Origin of the sequence: Pseudomonas taetrolens (assembly GCF_900475285.1) — a bacterium.
GTDB classification, from domain to species: Bacteria; Pseudomonadota; Gammaproteobacteria; order Pseudomonadales; family Pseudomonadaceae; genus Aquipseudomonas; species Aquipseudomonas taetrolens.
On record NZ_LS483370.1, the window covers coordinates 3,003,338 to 3,018,713 of the forward strand.

The window sequence follows — 15,376 nt, forward strand, 5'->3', positions numbered from 1 at the left end:
TCATGGACGTTCGATCGACGCAAACAACTGACTGGAAGCGGCTCAAGCAAATCCGGCTCGCTGCACTTCTGGACGCCCCAATGGCATTTGGCGTGAGTTATGAAACCGCCGCCCGCTACGCTGACCAGCAGTGGCAACAAAGAGCCTCATCCAGCGGAACGGAATTCTGGCTTGCCTTCGAGAGCGACCGGCCCGTCGGCATGGTCGGTGCCGCTGTCAGCAGTACGAACCGCTATAACTTGATCGGCATGTGGGTTGAGCCCGCTGCACGGGGCTCTGGCGCGGCAACACAGCTGGTAGACGCCGTGAAAGCGCGGGCGTTGGAAAAAGGGCTTAATCGCGTTTTTCTCGACGTCTGCCCTGACAATGCAAGGGCCGCACACTTCTACCTGAAACAAGGTTTTGTTTTTCTGGATGAATGGGAGCCGTTAGAGAGTCATCCCCATATCACGCTGCAGACAATGCGCTGGACCGGCGATTAAGGGGCTTTCGCCCGGGTCCCGGGATTCATGTCACGAAAAAACATCCGGCGATAATCAGAAGGTGATGTACCGAGGTGAACGCCAAACTGTTGCCTTAACGATAATGGCGTGCCGAAGCCTGATTCGCCCGCGATGCATTCGATGGGCAAGTCGGTGGTTTCCAGCAGCTGTTGCGCTCTGGCAACCCGTTCAGCGTTCAACCAGCTGGACACGGTACTGCCCGTGGCCTCCTTGAAGCGGCGAGTAAATGTTCGTCGACTCATCTTTGCCCTTTCGGCAAGGACATCAAGCGACAGCTGGCTTGCCAGGTTGGCTCTTGCCCACACCAACACATCGGACAAATGGGTCTCGGTCGCAAGCTGGGGTACCAGGTGCTCTACGTACTGTGCCTGGCCACCCAGCCTGTGGGGCGGGGTCACCAGCATTTTTGCGGCGCGGTTCGCCGCATCGGCGCCGTTGCGCTGACGGACCAGATGCAAGCAGCAGTCAATCGCGGCCATGGTTCCCGCCGAGGTCACGATGTTGTCGGCACTGACGTAGAGTACTTCGGGACGAAATCGGGCCTGCGGGAAACGTCGCGCGAATGTGTCGCGGGCCATCCAGTGCGTTGTGGCTTCTTTGTCATCAAGCAGGCCGGCATCCCCCAGTACGAAGGCACCCAGGCACAAACCCACGATCAGTTTGCCTTCGCTGTTGGCGAGTTGCAGCGCTTGCACAAGCGGCGCTGACGCGACGTCCGCGGGATCGCTCCAGGCCGGAATGATGATCACGTCAGATGCCCGCATCAGCTCCAGCCCGTGTGAAACAGCGATGCCGATCCCCTGGTCGCTCTCAACCATACCCGGCACTTCGGCACAGTAGCTGACCTGGTACGCAGGCTCACCGGTTGTAGCCTCCACGGCGCCCAACACAATCCCGGGGACAGAAAGATGAAACATGCTCACGCCGTTGAAGGCCAGAACAGCAACACGTATGGAGGGCATTGGCCTGCCTCTGTGCGTATGAGCAATGGCCCGATTATATCGAAATATGTCATTCGGGCCACTGTTGGCCATTCAGGTGCCGGGCAAGAATAGGGCTAACGAAGAATCAACAAGGTTTATCCAATGAAATTCCGCACACTCCCGCTGGCCTATCGAGGCTCGCGTCGAGATACCGGAAGACGGTGCAACACTGACGTTTTAATCAGGTGACAGTGCGGCTGCAGCGCTGCTCAGGCCATGACCTGCAGCCGCCCCCTCACCTTAACCAAGAGTCAGGAGAGTGTTTATGAAACGTGGTCTTATTGTTGTTGATCTGCAAAACGAGTACCTGCCCACTGGCAAACTGCCGTTAACCGGTATTGAGGCCGCTGTTGCGAAGGCGGGCCGGGTCATGACGGATGCCCGGCGTACAGGCATTCCCGTTTTTCATGTCCAGCACGAATCGGACAACGACGGTGCGGGTATTTTCGTCAAGGGATCCATCGGTGCGCAGATTCAGGCAGCCGTAGCACCCGATGGCGAAGAACCCGTCATCGTTAAACACCACATCAATGCCTTCCGGGAAACCGACCTCAAGCATCAGCTGGAGGCATTCGGGATCGAGGAGATCGTCGTCGTAGGTGCAATGAGCCACATGTGCATCGACGCGGTGGTGCGCGCTGCGGCGGACATGGGCTACCCGGTGACGGTGCTGCATGATGCCTGCGCGACCCTTGATCTGGCCTTTAACGGTGTGACGGTGCCTGCAGCACAGGTCCATGCCTCGATGATGGCCGCGTTCGAGTTTGGTTACGCTCGCGTCAGATCGGTGGAGCAATACCTTTCGGTTTAGATGCCCTGCACAGGACCGCCCGGGCGCCAGATCACGATGAGACGGGTGCCCGGTGACTTTCACCCCCCACGCCCCCCAATGCGCGTGTATCAACTACATTTGAATGACTCTGCATAAAAGCCATAACAAGACGGAGAAATTCCCATGCGAGTAACAAGCCGCTTTACCCTTCTGGTGGCCGCCGTTCTGGCTGCCGCGAGCCCTGCACATGCCGCCCCCGTGTTTATCAACATCCTGACCGGAGGCACCAGCGGGGTGTATTACCCGATTGGGGTTGGACTGTCGCAAATCTACAGTGACGGTATCCCCGGGGCGAAAACCTCGGTGCAAGCCACCAAAGCGTCAGTGGAAAACTTGAATTTGCTGCAAGCCGGCCGCGGAGAGCTCGCCCTGGCACTGGGTGACTCGGTCGCAGATGCCAAGAACGGTGTCGAGGAAGCAGGCTTCAAGGCCCCGCTCACCAAGCTCAGGGCCATTGCCGGCGCCTACCCCAACTACATTCAGATTGTCGCTAGCCAAGAATCGGGGATCAAAACGCTGGCGGACCTCAAAGGCAAGACCCTATCGGTAGGTGCACCTAAATCCGGCACCGAGCTGAACGCCCGGGCAATCCTCAAAGCTGCCGGACTGACGTACGAAGACATGAGCAAAGTGCAATACCTGCCGTTCGCCGAATCGGTCGAATTGATCAAGAACCGGCAACTCGACGCCACTTTGCAGTCTTCGGGCCTGGGCATGGCCGCGATTCGTGACCTGGCCTCCGTCATGCCGCTGAACTATGTCGCCATTCCTGCGGAGGTAGTCGCGAACATTGGCAATCCTGCTTATCAGAGCGCAATGATTCCAGCCAATACCTATGACGGGCAAACTCAGGCAGTGCCGACCGTTGCGATCACCAATATCCTCGTGACGCGTGCGGACGTGCCAGATGAGATGGCCTACGAGATGACCCGTTTGATGTTCGAAAACCTCACCCGCCTGGGCAACGCTCACTCCGCGGCAAAAGATATAAAGCTCAGCAATGCCGCCAAAAGCCTGCCTATCCCGCTGCATCCTGGAGCCGAGCGTTATTACAAGGAAAAGGGAGCCTTGTAACGCAGCAAGACGCAGTGGCGCGAGTCGCCGCTGCGCTTGCAGACCAAGCTTCTTTTGATCAGTGGACTTAAGGCAGGCACCCCATGAGTGAAGGTCATCACGGTATTCCCGCGAACCCACGAGACTGGCCAAAAGCCTTGTTTTATGTGGCGTTGGCATTTTCGATCTTTCAAATCGTCACCGCTGCGTTCTCGCCGGTTTCGAGCCAGGTATTGCGGGCCATACACGTCGGTTTTTTGCTCTGGGTCGTATTTCTGAGTTACCCGGCTTACGGACACACTCGTCCGTGGCAGCCATTGGCCTGGATACTCAGCCTGGCCGGGATTGCCACCGCGCTGTACCAATGGGTATTTGAAGGCGATCTGATCCAGCGCTCAGGCGACCTGACACCCGCCGATACGGTAATCGGCCTGATATTGATCGTCCTGGTGTTCGAGGCAGCCCGCCGGGTCATGGGCATTGCCCTGCCGATCATCTGCGGCCTGTTCCTGGCCTATGGTTTGTTAGGGGAGCACCTGCCCGGTGATCTGGCGCACCGTGGGTATGGCTTCGATCAGATCATCAACCAGCTTTCGTTCGGCACCGAGGGGCTCTACGGAACCCCGACTTATGTATCCGCCACCTACATCTTTCTGTTCATCCTGTTTGGCGCCTTTCTCGAGCAGGCCGGAATGATCAAGCTGTTCACAGACTTTGCCATGGGGCTGTTCGGCCACAAGCTGGGCGGGCCGGCCAAGGTGGCGGTCGTCTCGTCCGCGCTGATGGGAACCATCACCGGTTCGGGTATTGCCAACGTGGTCACCACGGGGCAATTCACCATTCCCCTGATGAAACGCTTCGGCTATCGGGCCGCGTTTGCCGGAGGCGTAGAGGCCACTTCCAGCATGGGCAGCCAGTTGATGCCGCCGGTGATGGGCGCTGTCGCGTTCATCATGGCGGAAACCATCAACGTGCCGTTCGTTGAAATTGCCAAAGCGGCACTGATTCCCGCCCTCCTCTACTTCGGCTCGGTCTTCTGGATGGTTCATCTGGAGGCCAAGCGTTCCAACCTCAAAGGGTTATCCAAAGATCAATGCCCCAGCGCCCTGGGGGCTGTCAAGAAAAGCTGGTACTTGCTCATCCCCTTGCTCGTGCTGGTTTATCTGCTGTTTTCCGGGCGCACGCCCTTGTTCTCCGGGATGGTCGGACTGGCGCTCACGGCCATCGTGATCCTCGGCTCGGCAATCATCCTCAGGGTGTCGAACTTCGCCTTGCGCTGCGCCTTCTGGATCGCGTTGGGCGTGCTGTGCGTCGGCTTTTTCCAGCTGGGAATCGGTGTGATCTTTGCGGTCATCGCGGTATTGGTGGGCGTCTGCTGGTGCCTCAAAGGTGGCCGCGACACCCTGACTGTCTGCCTTTACGCACTGGTGGATGGTGCACGCCACGCCGTACCTGTAGGGATAGCCTGCGCGTTGGTCGGGATCATCATTGGCGTTGTGTCGTTGACCGGGGTGGCGTCGACTTTTGCGGGTTATATCCTGGCGATTGGCCGGGACAACCTGCTGCTGTCACTGATTTTGACGATGATCACCTGCCTGGTACTGGGCATGGGCATCCCGACTATTCCCAACTACATCATCACCAGTTCGATCGCCGCACCGGCGCTGCTGGAACTGGGCGTGCCGCTGATTGTGTCGCACATGTTCGTGTTCTATTTCGGCATCCTCGCTGACCTCACGCCTCCGGTCGCACTGGCCTGTTTTGCGGCCGCACCGATAGCCAAGGAGTCCGGTTTCAAGATCAGTCTATGGGCGGTGCGGATCGCCTTGGCAGGTTTTGTCATTCCGTTCATGGCCGTCTATAACCCGGCACTCATGTTGCAAGGTGACAATCTGTGGATGACCGCCTACATGCTGGTCAAGACAACCCTGGCTGTCGGCCTGTGGGGCATGGCGTCTACCGGGTATCTGCAACAGAGCATGCCGATATGGGAGCGTCTGCTGAGTTTTAGTGCCGGGGCCATGCTGGTGGTGGCGCTACCGCTCACCGATGAAATCGGCTTCGTAATGGGCGCGATGATTATCGGGCACCACATTTGGCGCTCTCGTCAGTCTCGCCTGGCCAACGCATGATCGGCTTGTGCCTGGGCCTTGCAGGTGTTGTCTGGGCCCAACTCCCCGTTTCCAGCTTCACGCTGGCGTGGAACCACACGGTCGAAAAAATCCGTTGGGAGGAAGACTACCGCGTCACTGAACAGGGCCTGGTGCTGGAACAGGCCCGGATTCGCGGAAGCGGCGCTGGCATGGAGATACCGCAGGATGCCCGACTGGAAAACGGCAGCTGGCACTACCAGCGTCAGTTGCCGCCGCTTCAGCCCCTAAGCCTGGGACGAGCGCCCGAGGCCGGTGACTACCAACTGTGCTTCGATGACGCGTGCCACTGGATGAGCCACTGGGTCGGACCACCCAATCGCCAGCAGGCGTTCATAGCGCTTTGGCCGTGCACCTCAGACTGATACGGTCCGTGTCTCCCGTTTATTTGGCCAGCGGAATCCGCTGCGTATTTCAAGCTGATATCATTCAGGCATTTACCGTGCCGAGCAGAGAAACATGAATCGCCGCAAGAAAATCACGCAGCTATTGAAGGCTCACGCCAAAAAAGCGAGTGCCAAACTGGCCCCTGCGAGCAAGTCTAAATACATCAGCAAAGCTGACCGGTTGAAGCTGGCGGAAGAAGCAACTCCTGACGCCATCGTGCCGGCCGAGAGCTGATTTAGAAAAGCCTGGCGGCTTCGCGCCAGCGCCCTCCCCAAGCCTTTGACTTACGCTGCAAAACCTGCAAAATCGGCGGCTTTTTTCGACAGGAAGTCTCCATGCAACGGATTGTAATTCTGGGTAATGGCGGTAGCGGAAAGTCTACCCTTGCGCGTGCCCTCGGTCAGCGTCTGGCCCTGCCCGTGGTGCACCTGGACACACTGTTCTGGGAGCCCGGTTGGGCCGAGCCTGACGCTGAACAGTTCCGCACGCGGGTCAGCGAAGCAATCGCAACCGACACATGGGTTTGTGAAGGCAACTATGCACGGCGCACCTTCGACCTGCGCCTGCCCCGTGCCGACCTGATCATCTGGCTCGATACACAACGGCTTACCTGTATGACCCGCGTGGTGATGCGCAGTATCACTAACCACTCTCGCCCTGACCTTGCCGCAGGTTGTGCAGAAAAGTGGGACCGGGTCTTCCTTAAGTATGTATGGCGTTTCGATCGTGACTACCGCCCGGGCATCGAGGCGATACGCTTGGCCATAGGCCCGCAGATTCCTGTCGTTCACTTGCGAGGCAACCGGGATGTCGCCGCATTTCTCGATAGCTTGCCTGTAACGTCTGAGGCCTGTCCTGGGTAGACCCCGGCAGCCGACCCATTGTCTGTCAGACCTTGCAGGTCAGCCAGGCGCCCCAGAACAAACTGCTGAAAAACCGGGTCGCGTCGCCGAATCCGGCTTCATGCAGCAGCTGTTGAACGGCGGCCTCGGAATGTGGAGGGTCGGCGCCCTGGAGAATCTTCCCGAGCCTGGCCTTCACTTCATCGGCGCTGGCACCCTGCTGCCGCCAACGTTGACCCCAGGCATCGAGCAACAGCGGCTGGCTGGCATAGGCGTATTGGTTGCCCGCCACCACCAGCGGCGCACCGGATTTCAGAAGTACCTGAATGGATTGCAGAAGCGCCCCCTTGGCCTCATCGCCCGGCACATGGTGGAGCACACCGATCAAGGTGGCCGCGTCATATCGCCGGTCTGCGGGCAGGTCATGAACATGGCCAAGCTGCATGTCCACGCGTGCAAGCAATCCGCTTGCCTTTAACTGCTGCGCTGCGGCTTCCAGCATCGGCTCGGAAGGGTCGACGGCCGTGAAACGCCAACCCGGTTCCAGCGCTGCCATCGCGATAATTTCTTGGGCCGTGCCTCCAGCGCCGACCACCAGAACATTGGCCGTGGGCACGTTGCCAAGGCTTGCCGCCAGCATGCATGCCGCCAACTCATGGCAGGCGTCATATCCCGCCAAGGCAATACGACTCTGCCTGGCGTACTCATTGGCCCGTGAGGCATCAAATTTTGATGAGGTGTGGGTAGAGGATGATTTCAAGAGGATTCTCCCTGTCGTCAGGCAACACTACGCCAGCCATTCAAATAATAAAAATTCATTAAATTTATATAATGCATTCCGTAAAGGAATAAAAGCACAGCTCCGTGAGCCCTGCATTATTCGGCGGTTGACTATAATTGCTGGTTCAGTGAAGCGTTCCGATGCCAGCAGGCCGGGTAATGGCAGTGCGTGCGATCCGTCTGCCTGCCCTATTTTGTCGATCGCTCAAGAGGGCGGAGCAATGTCTACAGAACAAACCGCAAGCGCTGAGACTCATGACCTGATTATTTCCCGCGTGTTAAACGCGTCGCGTGCCGCGTTATGGCAAGCATGGTCCGAGCCGGAGCGGCTCAGGGAATGGTGGTGCCCCAAGCCCTGGACGACCGAGGTTCTCGCCTTTGACTTGCAGCCGGGTGGCGCTTTCCACACCCTCATGAGCGGCCCTGATGGCCAGACCAGTGATAACCCCGGCAGTTTCCTGCACGTCATTCCCCAATCGTGCCTGGTTGTCACCTCGATGCTGACCGCTGGATGGCGCCCTGCTACACCGTGGCTTGGGTTCACTGCAATTATTACGATGACCGACGAAGGCACTGGATGCCGTTACGACGTCAAGGTCATGCACCCCGATGATGCGACACGGGAGCGTCACGAAAAGATGGGCTTCTTTGAGGGCTGGAATTGCGTAATTGACCAGCTTGAAGCGTTTGCATCAAAGCCGCGTTGACCCTGAATCAACGATTAACGCAGCAACTCGACGAGATAAGCAGGTGCTCACGGATGGTTGCACCTGCTCTCTGACGGACTGAAATTCGACGTGTTCAACAGCATGTCCTCTCTGTCTCTTATCTGGACAGGCTTGCACTATACATATGGATATCCGTATATTCGGACAACCATATATATTGAGTCGCACCTCCCATGCTAAACCCGGCCGCCCTCTTCAAATGCCTGTCTGACGAAACCCGTGCACGGGCCACTCTGCTCATTGCCCGTGAAGGTGAGCTATGCGTGTGTGAGCTGGTCTGCGCCCTGGACGATAGCCAGCCGAAAATATCCCGCCATCTCGCTCAGCTCCGTGGGTGCGGGTTGCTGCTCGACCGTCGTCAGGGTCAGTGGGTGTACTACCGTCTCAATCCCGAATTGCCGGAATGGGTACGGGCCGTGCTGCAGACAACCCTGAAGGCCAACGCCGAATGGCTGGAAGCCAACACGGTTCGGCTCAACGCAATGGGCGACCGCCCTCTTAACACCACTGCCTGCTGCTGATCCAGCGCCCGTCGAGACTTCTCATGCTCATTGCATTCGCCATTTTTTTATTCACCCTGATATTGGTCATCTGGCAGCCCAAAGGCCTCGGTGTCGGCTGGAGTGCCTCGCTGGGCGCGGTGTTGGCACTGATTGCCGGCGTCGTGACCCTGGATGATATTCCGCTGGTGTGGAGCATTGTCTGGAACGCCACCGCCACGTTTATCGCCGTCATTATCATCAGCCTGCTACTCGACGAAGCCGGTTTTTTCCAATGGGCAGCCCTGCATGTGGCACGTTGGGCCAAGGGCGACGGGCGACGCCTGTTCATTTTCACCGTGCTGCTGGGTGCGGGTGTCAGCGCACTGTTCGCCAATGACGGCGCGGCTCTGATCCTGACCCCCATCGTTATTTCGATATTACTCGCGTTACGCTTTTCTCCCGCCTCCACCTTGGCATTTGTCATGGCGGCCGGGTTTATTGCCGACACTGCCAGCCTGCCGCTGGTGGTATCGAACCTCGTCAACATCGTGTCGGCCGACTACTTTGGCCTGGGGTTCAGCGAGTACGCATCGATCATGGTGCCGGTCAACTTCGTTGCCGTGGGCGCCACACTGGTCGTGCTGTACGGGTTTTTCCGCCGTGATATCCCCCGGCACTATTCGCTGGACGACCTGCCGGATCCACGACTCGCCATACGCGATCCCCTGACCTTTTTCGTCGGCTGGCTTGTATTGATCCTGTTGCTGGTCGGGCTGTTCGCACTGGAGCCATTGGGCGTTCCGATCAGCGCCATTGCGGCGGTCTGCGCTGCCCTGTTGCTCGCTGTGGCAGGGCGCGGCCATGTCATTTCAACCCGCCGTGTACTGCGCGAGGCACCCTGGCAAGTTGTGACCTTCTCGCTGGGCATGTACCTGGTGGTCTACGGGCTGAAAAATGCCGGCCTCACCACCTATCTGACGCTGGCCCTGAACCATCTGGCCGCCTTCGGTATCTGGGGCGCCACGCTGGGGACCGGCGTGATCATGGCCTTGCTCTCATCGGCCATGAACAACATGCCCGCGGTATTGCTGGGGGCACTGTCGATTCAAGCGAGTGATGCCAGCGGCGTGGTGCGTGAAGCCATGATCTACGCCAATGTCATTGGCTCTGATCTCGGCCCCAAAATCACCCCGATCGGTAGCCTGGCAACGCTGCTGTGGCTGCATGTTCTGGCGCGCAAGGGTATCCGCATTACCTGGGGTTACTACCTCAAGGTCGGCGTGATCCTGACCTTGCCGATTCTGCTCATCACCTTGTCTGCCCTGGCTTTGCGCCTGAGCATTTAATTCCTGTACCTGGCAAAGAGTAAACACCATGCGCGTTCTGTTTATGTGTACCGCCAATAGCTGCCGCAGCATTTTGTCCGAAGCGATGTTCAATCATCTCGCGCCAGAAGGCTTCCAGGCCGTCAGTTCCGGCAGTTTTCCCAAAGGCCAGGTGCTGCCACGCAGCCTGACCACGTTGCAAGAGGCCAGCATCGGCATCGAAGGGCTGAGCAGCAAAGGCAACGATGCTTTTCAGGACTGCCCGCCGGATATTGTAATTACCGTCTGCGGCAAGGCCGCCGGCGAAGCGTGCCCTGTGTACTTCGGCCCGGCACTCAAAGCCCACTGGGGGCTGGAAGATCCGTCTGAGGTGCAGGGCGACGAGGCCGCAGTCTCGGCGGCCTTTCACTCAACCCTGTCGCGTATCGAAACACGCTGCCGGGCATTCTTCGCCCTGCCCTTTGCCCAACTGGATCGCGCCGCCTTACAGCGGGAACTCGACCGCATCAGCACCTTGTAACCGGAGCCTGCCATGCTGCCCAATCTCGACACCTCATTGATTCACCCCGAAACCCGTGACGGCGACGGCCCGCACAAACCGCGAATCCTGCTGCTGTACGGCTCGACTCGCGAGCGCTCGTTCAGCCGCCTGCTGACCGAAGAAGCCGCCCGCTTGCTCGACCACCTGGGTGCCGAAACACGGATCTTCAACCCCTCGGGCCTGCCGCTGCCGGATGACGCCCCCACCGACCACCCGAAAGTCCAGGAGCTGCTCGAACTGATGCAGTGGTCTGAGGGGCAGGTCTGGTGTTCACCGGAGCGCCATGGCTCCATGTCTGCCGTGTTCAAGGCGCAAATAGACTGGGTGCCGCTGGCGTTAGGCGCGATACGCCCGACCCAGGGAAAAACACTCGCGGTGATGCAGGTCAGCGGCGGCTCCCAGTCCTTTAACGTGGTGAACCAACTGCGCGTGCTGGGCCGCTGGATGCGGATGTTCACGATCCCCAATCAGTCTTCCGTGCCGAAGGCCTATCTGGAATTTGACGAAGAGAACCGCATGAAACCCTCCGCACTGTACGACCGGGTGGTGGATGTCATGGAAGAACTGGTGAAGTTCACCCTGTTGCTGCGGGATCGACCGGATCTGGTTGACCGGTATTCGGAGCGCAAGGAGTCAGCGGAAGAACTGACCCGGCGGGTCAATCAGCGTTCCATTTGAATGCGGAGAAGCGCTTGAGGGCATGATCACGAACCTGCCCTCCTGCCGCCGCGGAACCGAGCTATACCAGCATGGTCAGCCAGGCCGACGTCAGCAGCAGAACGGCCAATGCACGGTTCATGTGCCTGAATGCCCGTGGCGAACCAAAAGCCCGGGCACTGCCCACGCCGAGTAATGCCCAGAGCGTCATGCACGGCAACGAAACCAGTAGAAACACCAACGACAACATCGCCAGCCGCACGGTCTTGTCGCCGCCCCCGACAAACACGCTCGCCACCGCCACCGCCATCATCCAGACCTTGGGGTTGACCAATTGCAGGGTGGCGGCACCGAACACGCCAAGTCCCTCGCCACGCGAGGCGGCCGGCTCCAGGGATGGCGACGCGCTTTGAAATATCTGCCAGGCCAGCCAACTCAACCAAAGCACCCCGACCCAGGCCATCACCTGCTGCACCCGCGCAAAGCGCAGCAGTGTCTCGCCCATGCCGAGCCCTACGGCAAACACTATCAGCGCCGCCGCCAGGCATGCTGAAAAAATGATCGGCAAGGTGGCACTCAGTCCGCGCCGCGAACTGTGGCTCAACACCAGAATATTGGTCGGCCCCGGGGTAATCGAGGCGACGAATGCAAACAACAGAAAAGGCAGCAACGACTCCACGGTTCAGACTCCCTGAAGGCGCAACAGCAGCGCAGGAATGATTGATGAAAACAGCATGGCATGACTCCTTGATCAAACAGGAAGCCATGGTCACGGATCAGCGGGATTCAGTCTGGAAGGTTTGAGCAGCGCTTGCGGTAATCCGCTGGAGTAAGCTGATAAGCACGACGGAACCAGCGCCCCATATGGCTTTGATCAGCAAAACCGAGCGCACTGGCCACCTGCGCGGGTGAACCACCCCGCGCCAGCAACTGCCGGGCCTTGGCCAGGCGCAGCTGGATCAGATACGCGTGAGGCGCCAAGCCAAAGGCGGCCTTGAAGGCCCGGGTCAAGCGAAAGCGATCAACACCACAGGCTTGGGCCACATCATCCAGCCCGATGTCCTCGTAGGCATGAGCATGCAGATAGTCACGCGCAACCTGAGCCACCAACGGCAGGCGCGGATCAACGCCCTGGCGTTTGCGCCAGTCAAGGTGACACGTCAGCGAACCCAGCAAGGCATCGAGCGCGCTCTGGCGCACGATGCGCAAGTCACCTTCATGGAGCACCTGGAAGGCTTGATAAATGGCAGTGGCCAGGCCCGGGTCCTGGCTCAGGGTGTCGGCAAAGCCAGGCTGACTGTTGGCCGGAGCGTCTTCAAACAACGCGAACACCTCCCGCTCCAGCCAGCGCGGATCGAGATAAAGCATGGAGTAAGTGAACCCCTCGTCAGTCGGCGCATGTCCGTCATGGATCTCCCCCGGCTCCAGCATGAATACCTTGCCCGGAGTACTGAGGTGACGAACCCGTCGGCAATTGAACTGCTGCACCCCCTGCTCGGTCACCCCCACCAGAAAGCTGTCATGCCAGTGCGGATCGTAGGCATGCCCCTGAAAATGAGCACGAATCGACTCAATCCCGGTATCGGCATCCTGGGAAAGCTCGATCCAGTTGCGCTTATCCATGGAAAGCTCCAAAGGCGATCGTTCAGCGTTGAAGTGGGCGAACCACTACGTTACCGCGCTTTGGAAAAAACCGTTTAGAAGATTTGTGCAGGTGCTGCGATTCTGAAAGGGAGATAGAAACCCTGGTGATGTGGTCAGTCCCCATTGCATGGCGCGTCCCTGCGCCAGGCCAACTCAGAAGCTGTACTTGGCGGTCAGCAGCAGGTTGCGGGGACTGCCGTAGGTGTCGCCCCCATACTTCACGGAGTTGGAGATGGACGAGTAGTACTCGCGGTCGAAAATGTTGTTGGCGTTGAGCTGCAGGTCCAGGTGCTGGCTGACCCGATAACCGGCCATCAGGTCGGTTGTGGCGTAGGCACCCTGCTTGAGCCGGTAGTGGCTGCCATCGAGCAGTTCGACGTCGTTGTACATGCGGCTCTGCCAGGAAATGTTGCCGCCGATACGCAGTTTTTCCAGCGGGCCCTGGAAGTGATAGACCGTGGACATCTTGAACATGTGCTCTGGCGTGTCAGTGTCAAAGCGCTGGTTCTCGTTTTGCGGGTTGGCGGCATCCTTGAGGGTGTGCACACGGGCGTAGGTATAGCCACCGCCTACCTGCCAGTTCTCGGTCAAGGCGCCTTGCAGTTCGAAGTCGATACCCTGGCTGCGAATCTCACCGGAGGCCTCATAGCAGGAAGACTGCGGGCAGTCCGGTACGAACACCTGCACGGCGCGATTTTCCTGGTCGATGCGGAACAGCGCCAGGCTCGCATTCAGCCCGCCGTCGAAGTACTCACCCTTGATGCCCACTTCGTAGTTCTTGCCAATAATCGGCTTGACCGGCGTCGCGGAAATGTCCTTGGAGCTCTGCGGGGTGAAGATATCGCTGTAACTGGCGTAGACCGAGTGATGATCGTCCAGATCGTAGATCAGGCCTGCGTAGCGGGTGACGTTACGGGTGACCTTGTAGTCGCCTTCGGCATCCCGGTTATCGTATTCATACCAGTCCAGGCGTCCGCCGAGGATCAACTTCAACGGGTCGGCCAGGCTCAGGCGAGTGGTCATGTACAAACCTTCCTGAGTGGTCACTTCGCGGACATTGCCCGTGTGCACGAAGTCCGGTTTGCCAGCATTGATCGGCCAGTTGGTGTCGTACGGGGCGTAGTCGCGGGTGTCCATGTCGTAGATGCGCTTGCTGGCCCCCACCACCAGTTCATGGGTACGCCCGAATGCTTCGAAAGGACCACTGGCAAACGCATCCAGGCCAGCCTGGTTTTCATCGTAAGCAGACTGATAGACCGTGCGGGCCAGTGTGTTGTCGACCCAGCGCGACTGGTAAGAGCCGGTGAACAGCGCGTTCTGTTCGGCGTAATTGGCGTTGAGCTGAAGCTGCCAGCCATTGGCGAGATAATGACGGAGCTCGGCAAAAACCGTGTTGATCTCCTGGTCCTTGTTCTCCCAGTCAGTGCCGGGATTGTACGAACGCGGCAGGTCCAGATGATGGCCATCCAGGCCGATCATCGAAGCGCCCCAGAAGTAATTGGTCTTGTCCTTCTGGTGCGAAAAACCCAGGGTCAGAGTGGTGTCATCGCTGAGGTCGGCTTCGGTGACCGCATAGAACAGACCGTGCTGCTCTTCTGCCCCATCGACAAAGCTGTTGGCGTCACGATAAGACGTCACGACCCGGCCACGCAGGGTGCCATTGTCATTGAGCGGGCTGGAGGCGTCGAGTTCGCCGCGGTAGTCGTCCCAGCTTCCGGCGGCTCCGGTCAGGGTGACTTTCTGCTCGGCCAGTGGCCGTTTGCGCACCAGGTTGATGGCCGCCGAAGGGTTGCCTGCACCGGTCACCAGGCCTGTGGCGCCGCGCACTACCTCAACCCTGTCGAACATCGCCAGGTTCGGCTGGGCGCCGACAATCGCGCCTTGGTAGCCGCTCGGGATACCGTCGTACATCAGGTTGTCGATGTCGAAACCGCGGGCCGAGTATTTCTGTCGGCCCGGTCCGCTGGAAAAATCGAGAAACAACCCAGGGGTAGCCTTCACCACGTCGTTGATGTCAGTCATTGCCAGATCGTCCATGCGCTGACGCGTAATGACGGTGACGGCCTGTGGCGTTTCGCGCATCGTCATCGGCAGCTTGGTCGCCGTCGACATTGAGCCAGTGGTGTAGGAACTGGAACCTTCGGTAGTGCTGCCCAGTTGAGTGCTGGTGACTTCAGTGGCGCCCAGTTCCAAAGTCGTCGACCCGGTTTTCTCCTGCCCTGCACTGCTGTCTTCAGCCAAGGCCGGCGTCAGAGTAGCCATGCAAATGGCCACGGCCAAAAGATCACGCGAAGGGTTGAAAAAACGCAGCGGTGTGACGCACGACATAGGTGAGATCCCGATATTGTTAATATATAGACATAATGATTATGCGAATCATTAACAATTATTGTCTCAGGATTTGTTGCCGTGAAAAAGCGCGGTATGCAAAAAAGCTGTGATCAGGGGGAGAAGCGTCGAGGGCGCTGC

17 protein-coding genes are annotated in these 15,376 nt (G+C 58.8%); 12 read left to right on the top strand and 5 right to left on the bottom strand.

Annotated elements, in window-relative coordinates; all coding sequences use genetic code 11:
• Nucleotides 1-2 precede the first annotated feature (2 nt).
• A complete protein-coding gene (locus DQN55_RS13710; RefSeq protein ID WP_048381904.1) occupies nucleotides 3-482 on the top strand; it encodes a GNAT family N-acetyltransferase in 480 nt (159 codons plus the stop codon).
• On the opposite strand, the gene DQN55_RS13715 is transcribed toward DQN55_RS13710, so the two are convergent.
• On the bottom strand, nucleotides 479-1,465 hold the full coding sequence (locus DQN55_RS13715) for a GlxA family transcriptional regulator (RefSeq protein ID WP_048381902.1): 987 nt from the start codon (nucleotides 1,463-1,465) through the stop codon (nucleotides 479-481). The genes DQN55_RS13710 and DQN55_RS13715 overlap by 4 nt on opposite strands.
• A 286-nt stretch (nucleotides 1,466-1,751) precedes the next feature.
• Between DQN55_RS13715 and DQN55_RS13720 the strand changes: the two genes are divergently transcribed.
• The 6 genes from DQN55_RS13720 to DQN55_RS13745 all read left to right on the top strand — a co-directional run bounded on the left by DQN55_RS13720 (nucleotide 1,752) and on the right by DQN55_RS13745 (nucleotide 6,771).
• Nucleotides 1,752-2,297: a cysteine hydrolase family protein gene (locus DQN55_RS13720; RefSeq protein WP_048381900.1), complete on the top strand. Its 546-nt coding sequence runs from the start codon at nucleotides 1,752-1,754 to the stop codon at nucleotides 2,295-2,297.
• A gap of 144 nt (nucleotides 2,298-2,441) precedes the next feature.
• Entirely contained in the window at nucleotides 2,442-3,392 is a 951-nt protein-coding gene (locus tag DQN55_RS13725) for a TAXI family TRAP transporter solute-binding subunit (RefSeq protein ID WP_048381898.1), read from the top strand.
• Nucleotides 3,393-3,475: 83 nt separating this feature from the next.
• A complete protein-coding gene (locus tag DQN55_RS13730; RefSeq protein WP_048381895.1) occupies nucleotides 3,476-5,503 on the top strand; it encodes a TRAP transporter permease in 2,028 nt (675 codons plus the stop codon).
• Complete coding sequence (locus tag DQN55_RS13735) at nucleotides 5,500-5,886, top strand: DUF1850 domain-containing protein (protein ID WP_048381893.1); 387 nt, start codon at nucleotides 5,500-5,502, stop codon at nucleotides 5,884-5,886. Before DQN55_RS13730 ends, DQN55_RS13735 begins: the two co-directional genes overlap by 4 nt.
• A gap of 94 nt (nucleotides 5,887-5,980) precedes the next feature.
• Nucleotides 5,981-6,142, top strand: coding sequence for a DUF2986 domain-containing protein (locus DQN55_RS13740; protein WP_074702959.1), 162 nt, complete (start codon nucleotides 5,981-5,983; stop codon nucleotides 6,140-6,142).
• Nucleotides 6,143-6,243: 101 nt separating this feature from the next.
• Complete coding sequence (locus DQN55_RS13745) at nucleotides 6,244-6,771, top strand: P-loop NTPase family protein (RefSeq protein WP_048381892.1); 528 nt, start codon at nucleotides 6,244-6,246, stop codon at nucleotides 6,769-6,771.
• Nucleotides 6,772-6,796: 25 nt separating this feature from the next.
• Here DQN55_RS13745 and DQN55_RS13750 read toward each other — a convergent pair whose 3' ends face one another.
• Nucleotides 6,797-7,390 (bottom strand): SAM-dependent methyltransferase, encoded by a 594-nt coding sequence (locus tag DQN55_RS13750; RefSeq protein ID WP_231995593.1) that lies wholly within the window; start codon nucleotides 7,388-7,390, stop codon nucleotides 6,797-6,799.
• Here DQN55_RS13750 and DQN55_RS22445 point away from each other — a divergent pair.
• The 5 genes from DQN55_RS22445 to arsH all read left to right on the top strand — a co-directional run bounded on the left by DQN55_RS22445 (nucleotide 7,389) and on the right by arsH (nucleotide 11,284).
• Nucleotides 7,389-8,237, top strand: coding sequence for an SRPBCC family protein (locus tag DQN55_RS22445; RefSeq protein ID WP_231995594.1), 849 nt, complete (start codon nucleotides 7,389-7,391; stop codon nucleotides 8,235-8,237). The genes DQN55_RS13750 and DQN55_RS22445 overlap by 2 nt on opposite strands.
• Nucleotides 8,238-8,431: 194 nt before the next feature.
• Nucleotides 8,432-8,779, top strand: a complete 348-nt coding sequence (locus DQN55_RS13760; RefSeq protein WP_048381887.1) for a metalloregulator ArsR/SmtB family transcription factor — start codon at nucleotides 8,432-8,434, stop codon at nucleotides 8,777-8,779.
• A 23-nt stretch (nucleotides 8,780-8,802) separates the two neighbouring features.
• Complete coding sequence (locus tag DQN55_RS13765; protein ID WP_048381885.1) at nucleotides 8,803-10,086, top strand: arsenic transporter; 1,284 nt, start codon at nucleotides 8,803-8,805, stop codon at nucleotides 10,084-10,086.
• A 28-nt stretch (nucleotides 10,087-10,114) separates the two neighbouring features.
• Nucleotides 10,115-10,585 carry an arsenate reductase ArsC gene (locus DQN55_RS13770; protein ID WP_048381883.1) on the top strand — a complete coding sequence of 157 codons (471 nt, stop codon included), beginning with the start codon at nucleotides 10,115-10,117 and terminating at the stop codon, nucleotides 10,583-10,585.
• Between the two features lie 12 nt (nucleotides 10,586-10,597).
• Nucleotides 10,598-11,284 carry an arsenical resistance protein ArsH gene (arsH, locus tag DQN55_RS13775; protein WP_048381881.1) on the top strand — a complete coding sequence of 229 codons (687 nt, stop codon included), beginning with the start codon at nucleotides 10,598-10,600 and terminating at the stop codon, nucleotides 11,282-11,284.
• 61 nt (nucleotides 11,285-11,345) lie between these two features.
• On the opposite strand, the gene DQN55_RS13780 is transcribed toward arsH, so the two are convergent.
• From DQN55_RS13780 to DQN55_RS13790, 3 genes are all read right to left on the bottom strand, one after another.
• Nucleotides 11,346-11,942: a LysE family translocator gene (locus tag DQN55_RS13780; protein ID WP_048381879.1), complete on the bottom strand. Its 597-nt coding sequence runs from the start codon at nucleotides 11,940-11,942 to the stop codon at nucleotides 11,346-11,348.
• A 107-nt stretch (nucleotides 11,943-12,049) separates the two neighbouring features.
• Complete coding sequence (locus DQN55_RS13785) at nucleotides 12,050-12,886, bottom strand: AraC family transcriptional regulator (RefSeq protein WP_048381877.1); 837 nt, start codon at nucleotides 12,884-12,886, stop codon at nucleotides 12,050-12,052.
• 174 nt (nucleotides 12,887-13,060) lie between these two features.
• Complete coding sequence (locus DQN55_RS13790; protein WP_048381875.1) at nucleotides 13,061-15,235, bottom strand: TonB-dependent siderophore receptor; 2,175 nt, start codon at nucleotides 15,233-15,235, stop codon at nucleotides 13,061-13,063.
• Between the last annotated feature and the right edge of the window lie 141 nt (nucleotides 15,236-15,376).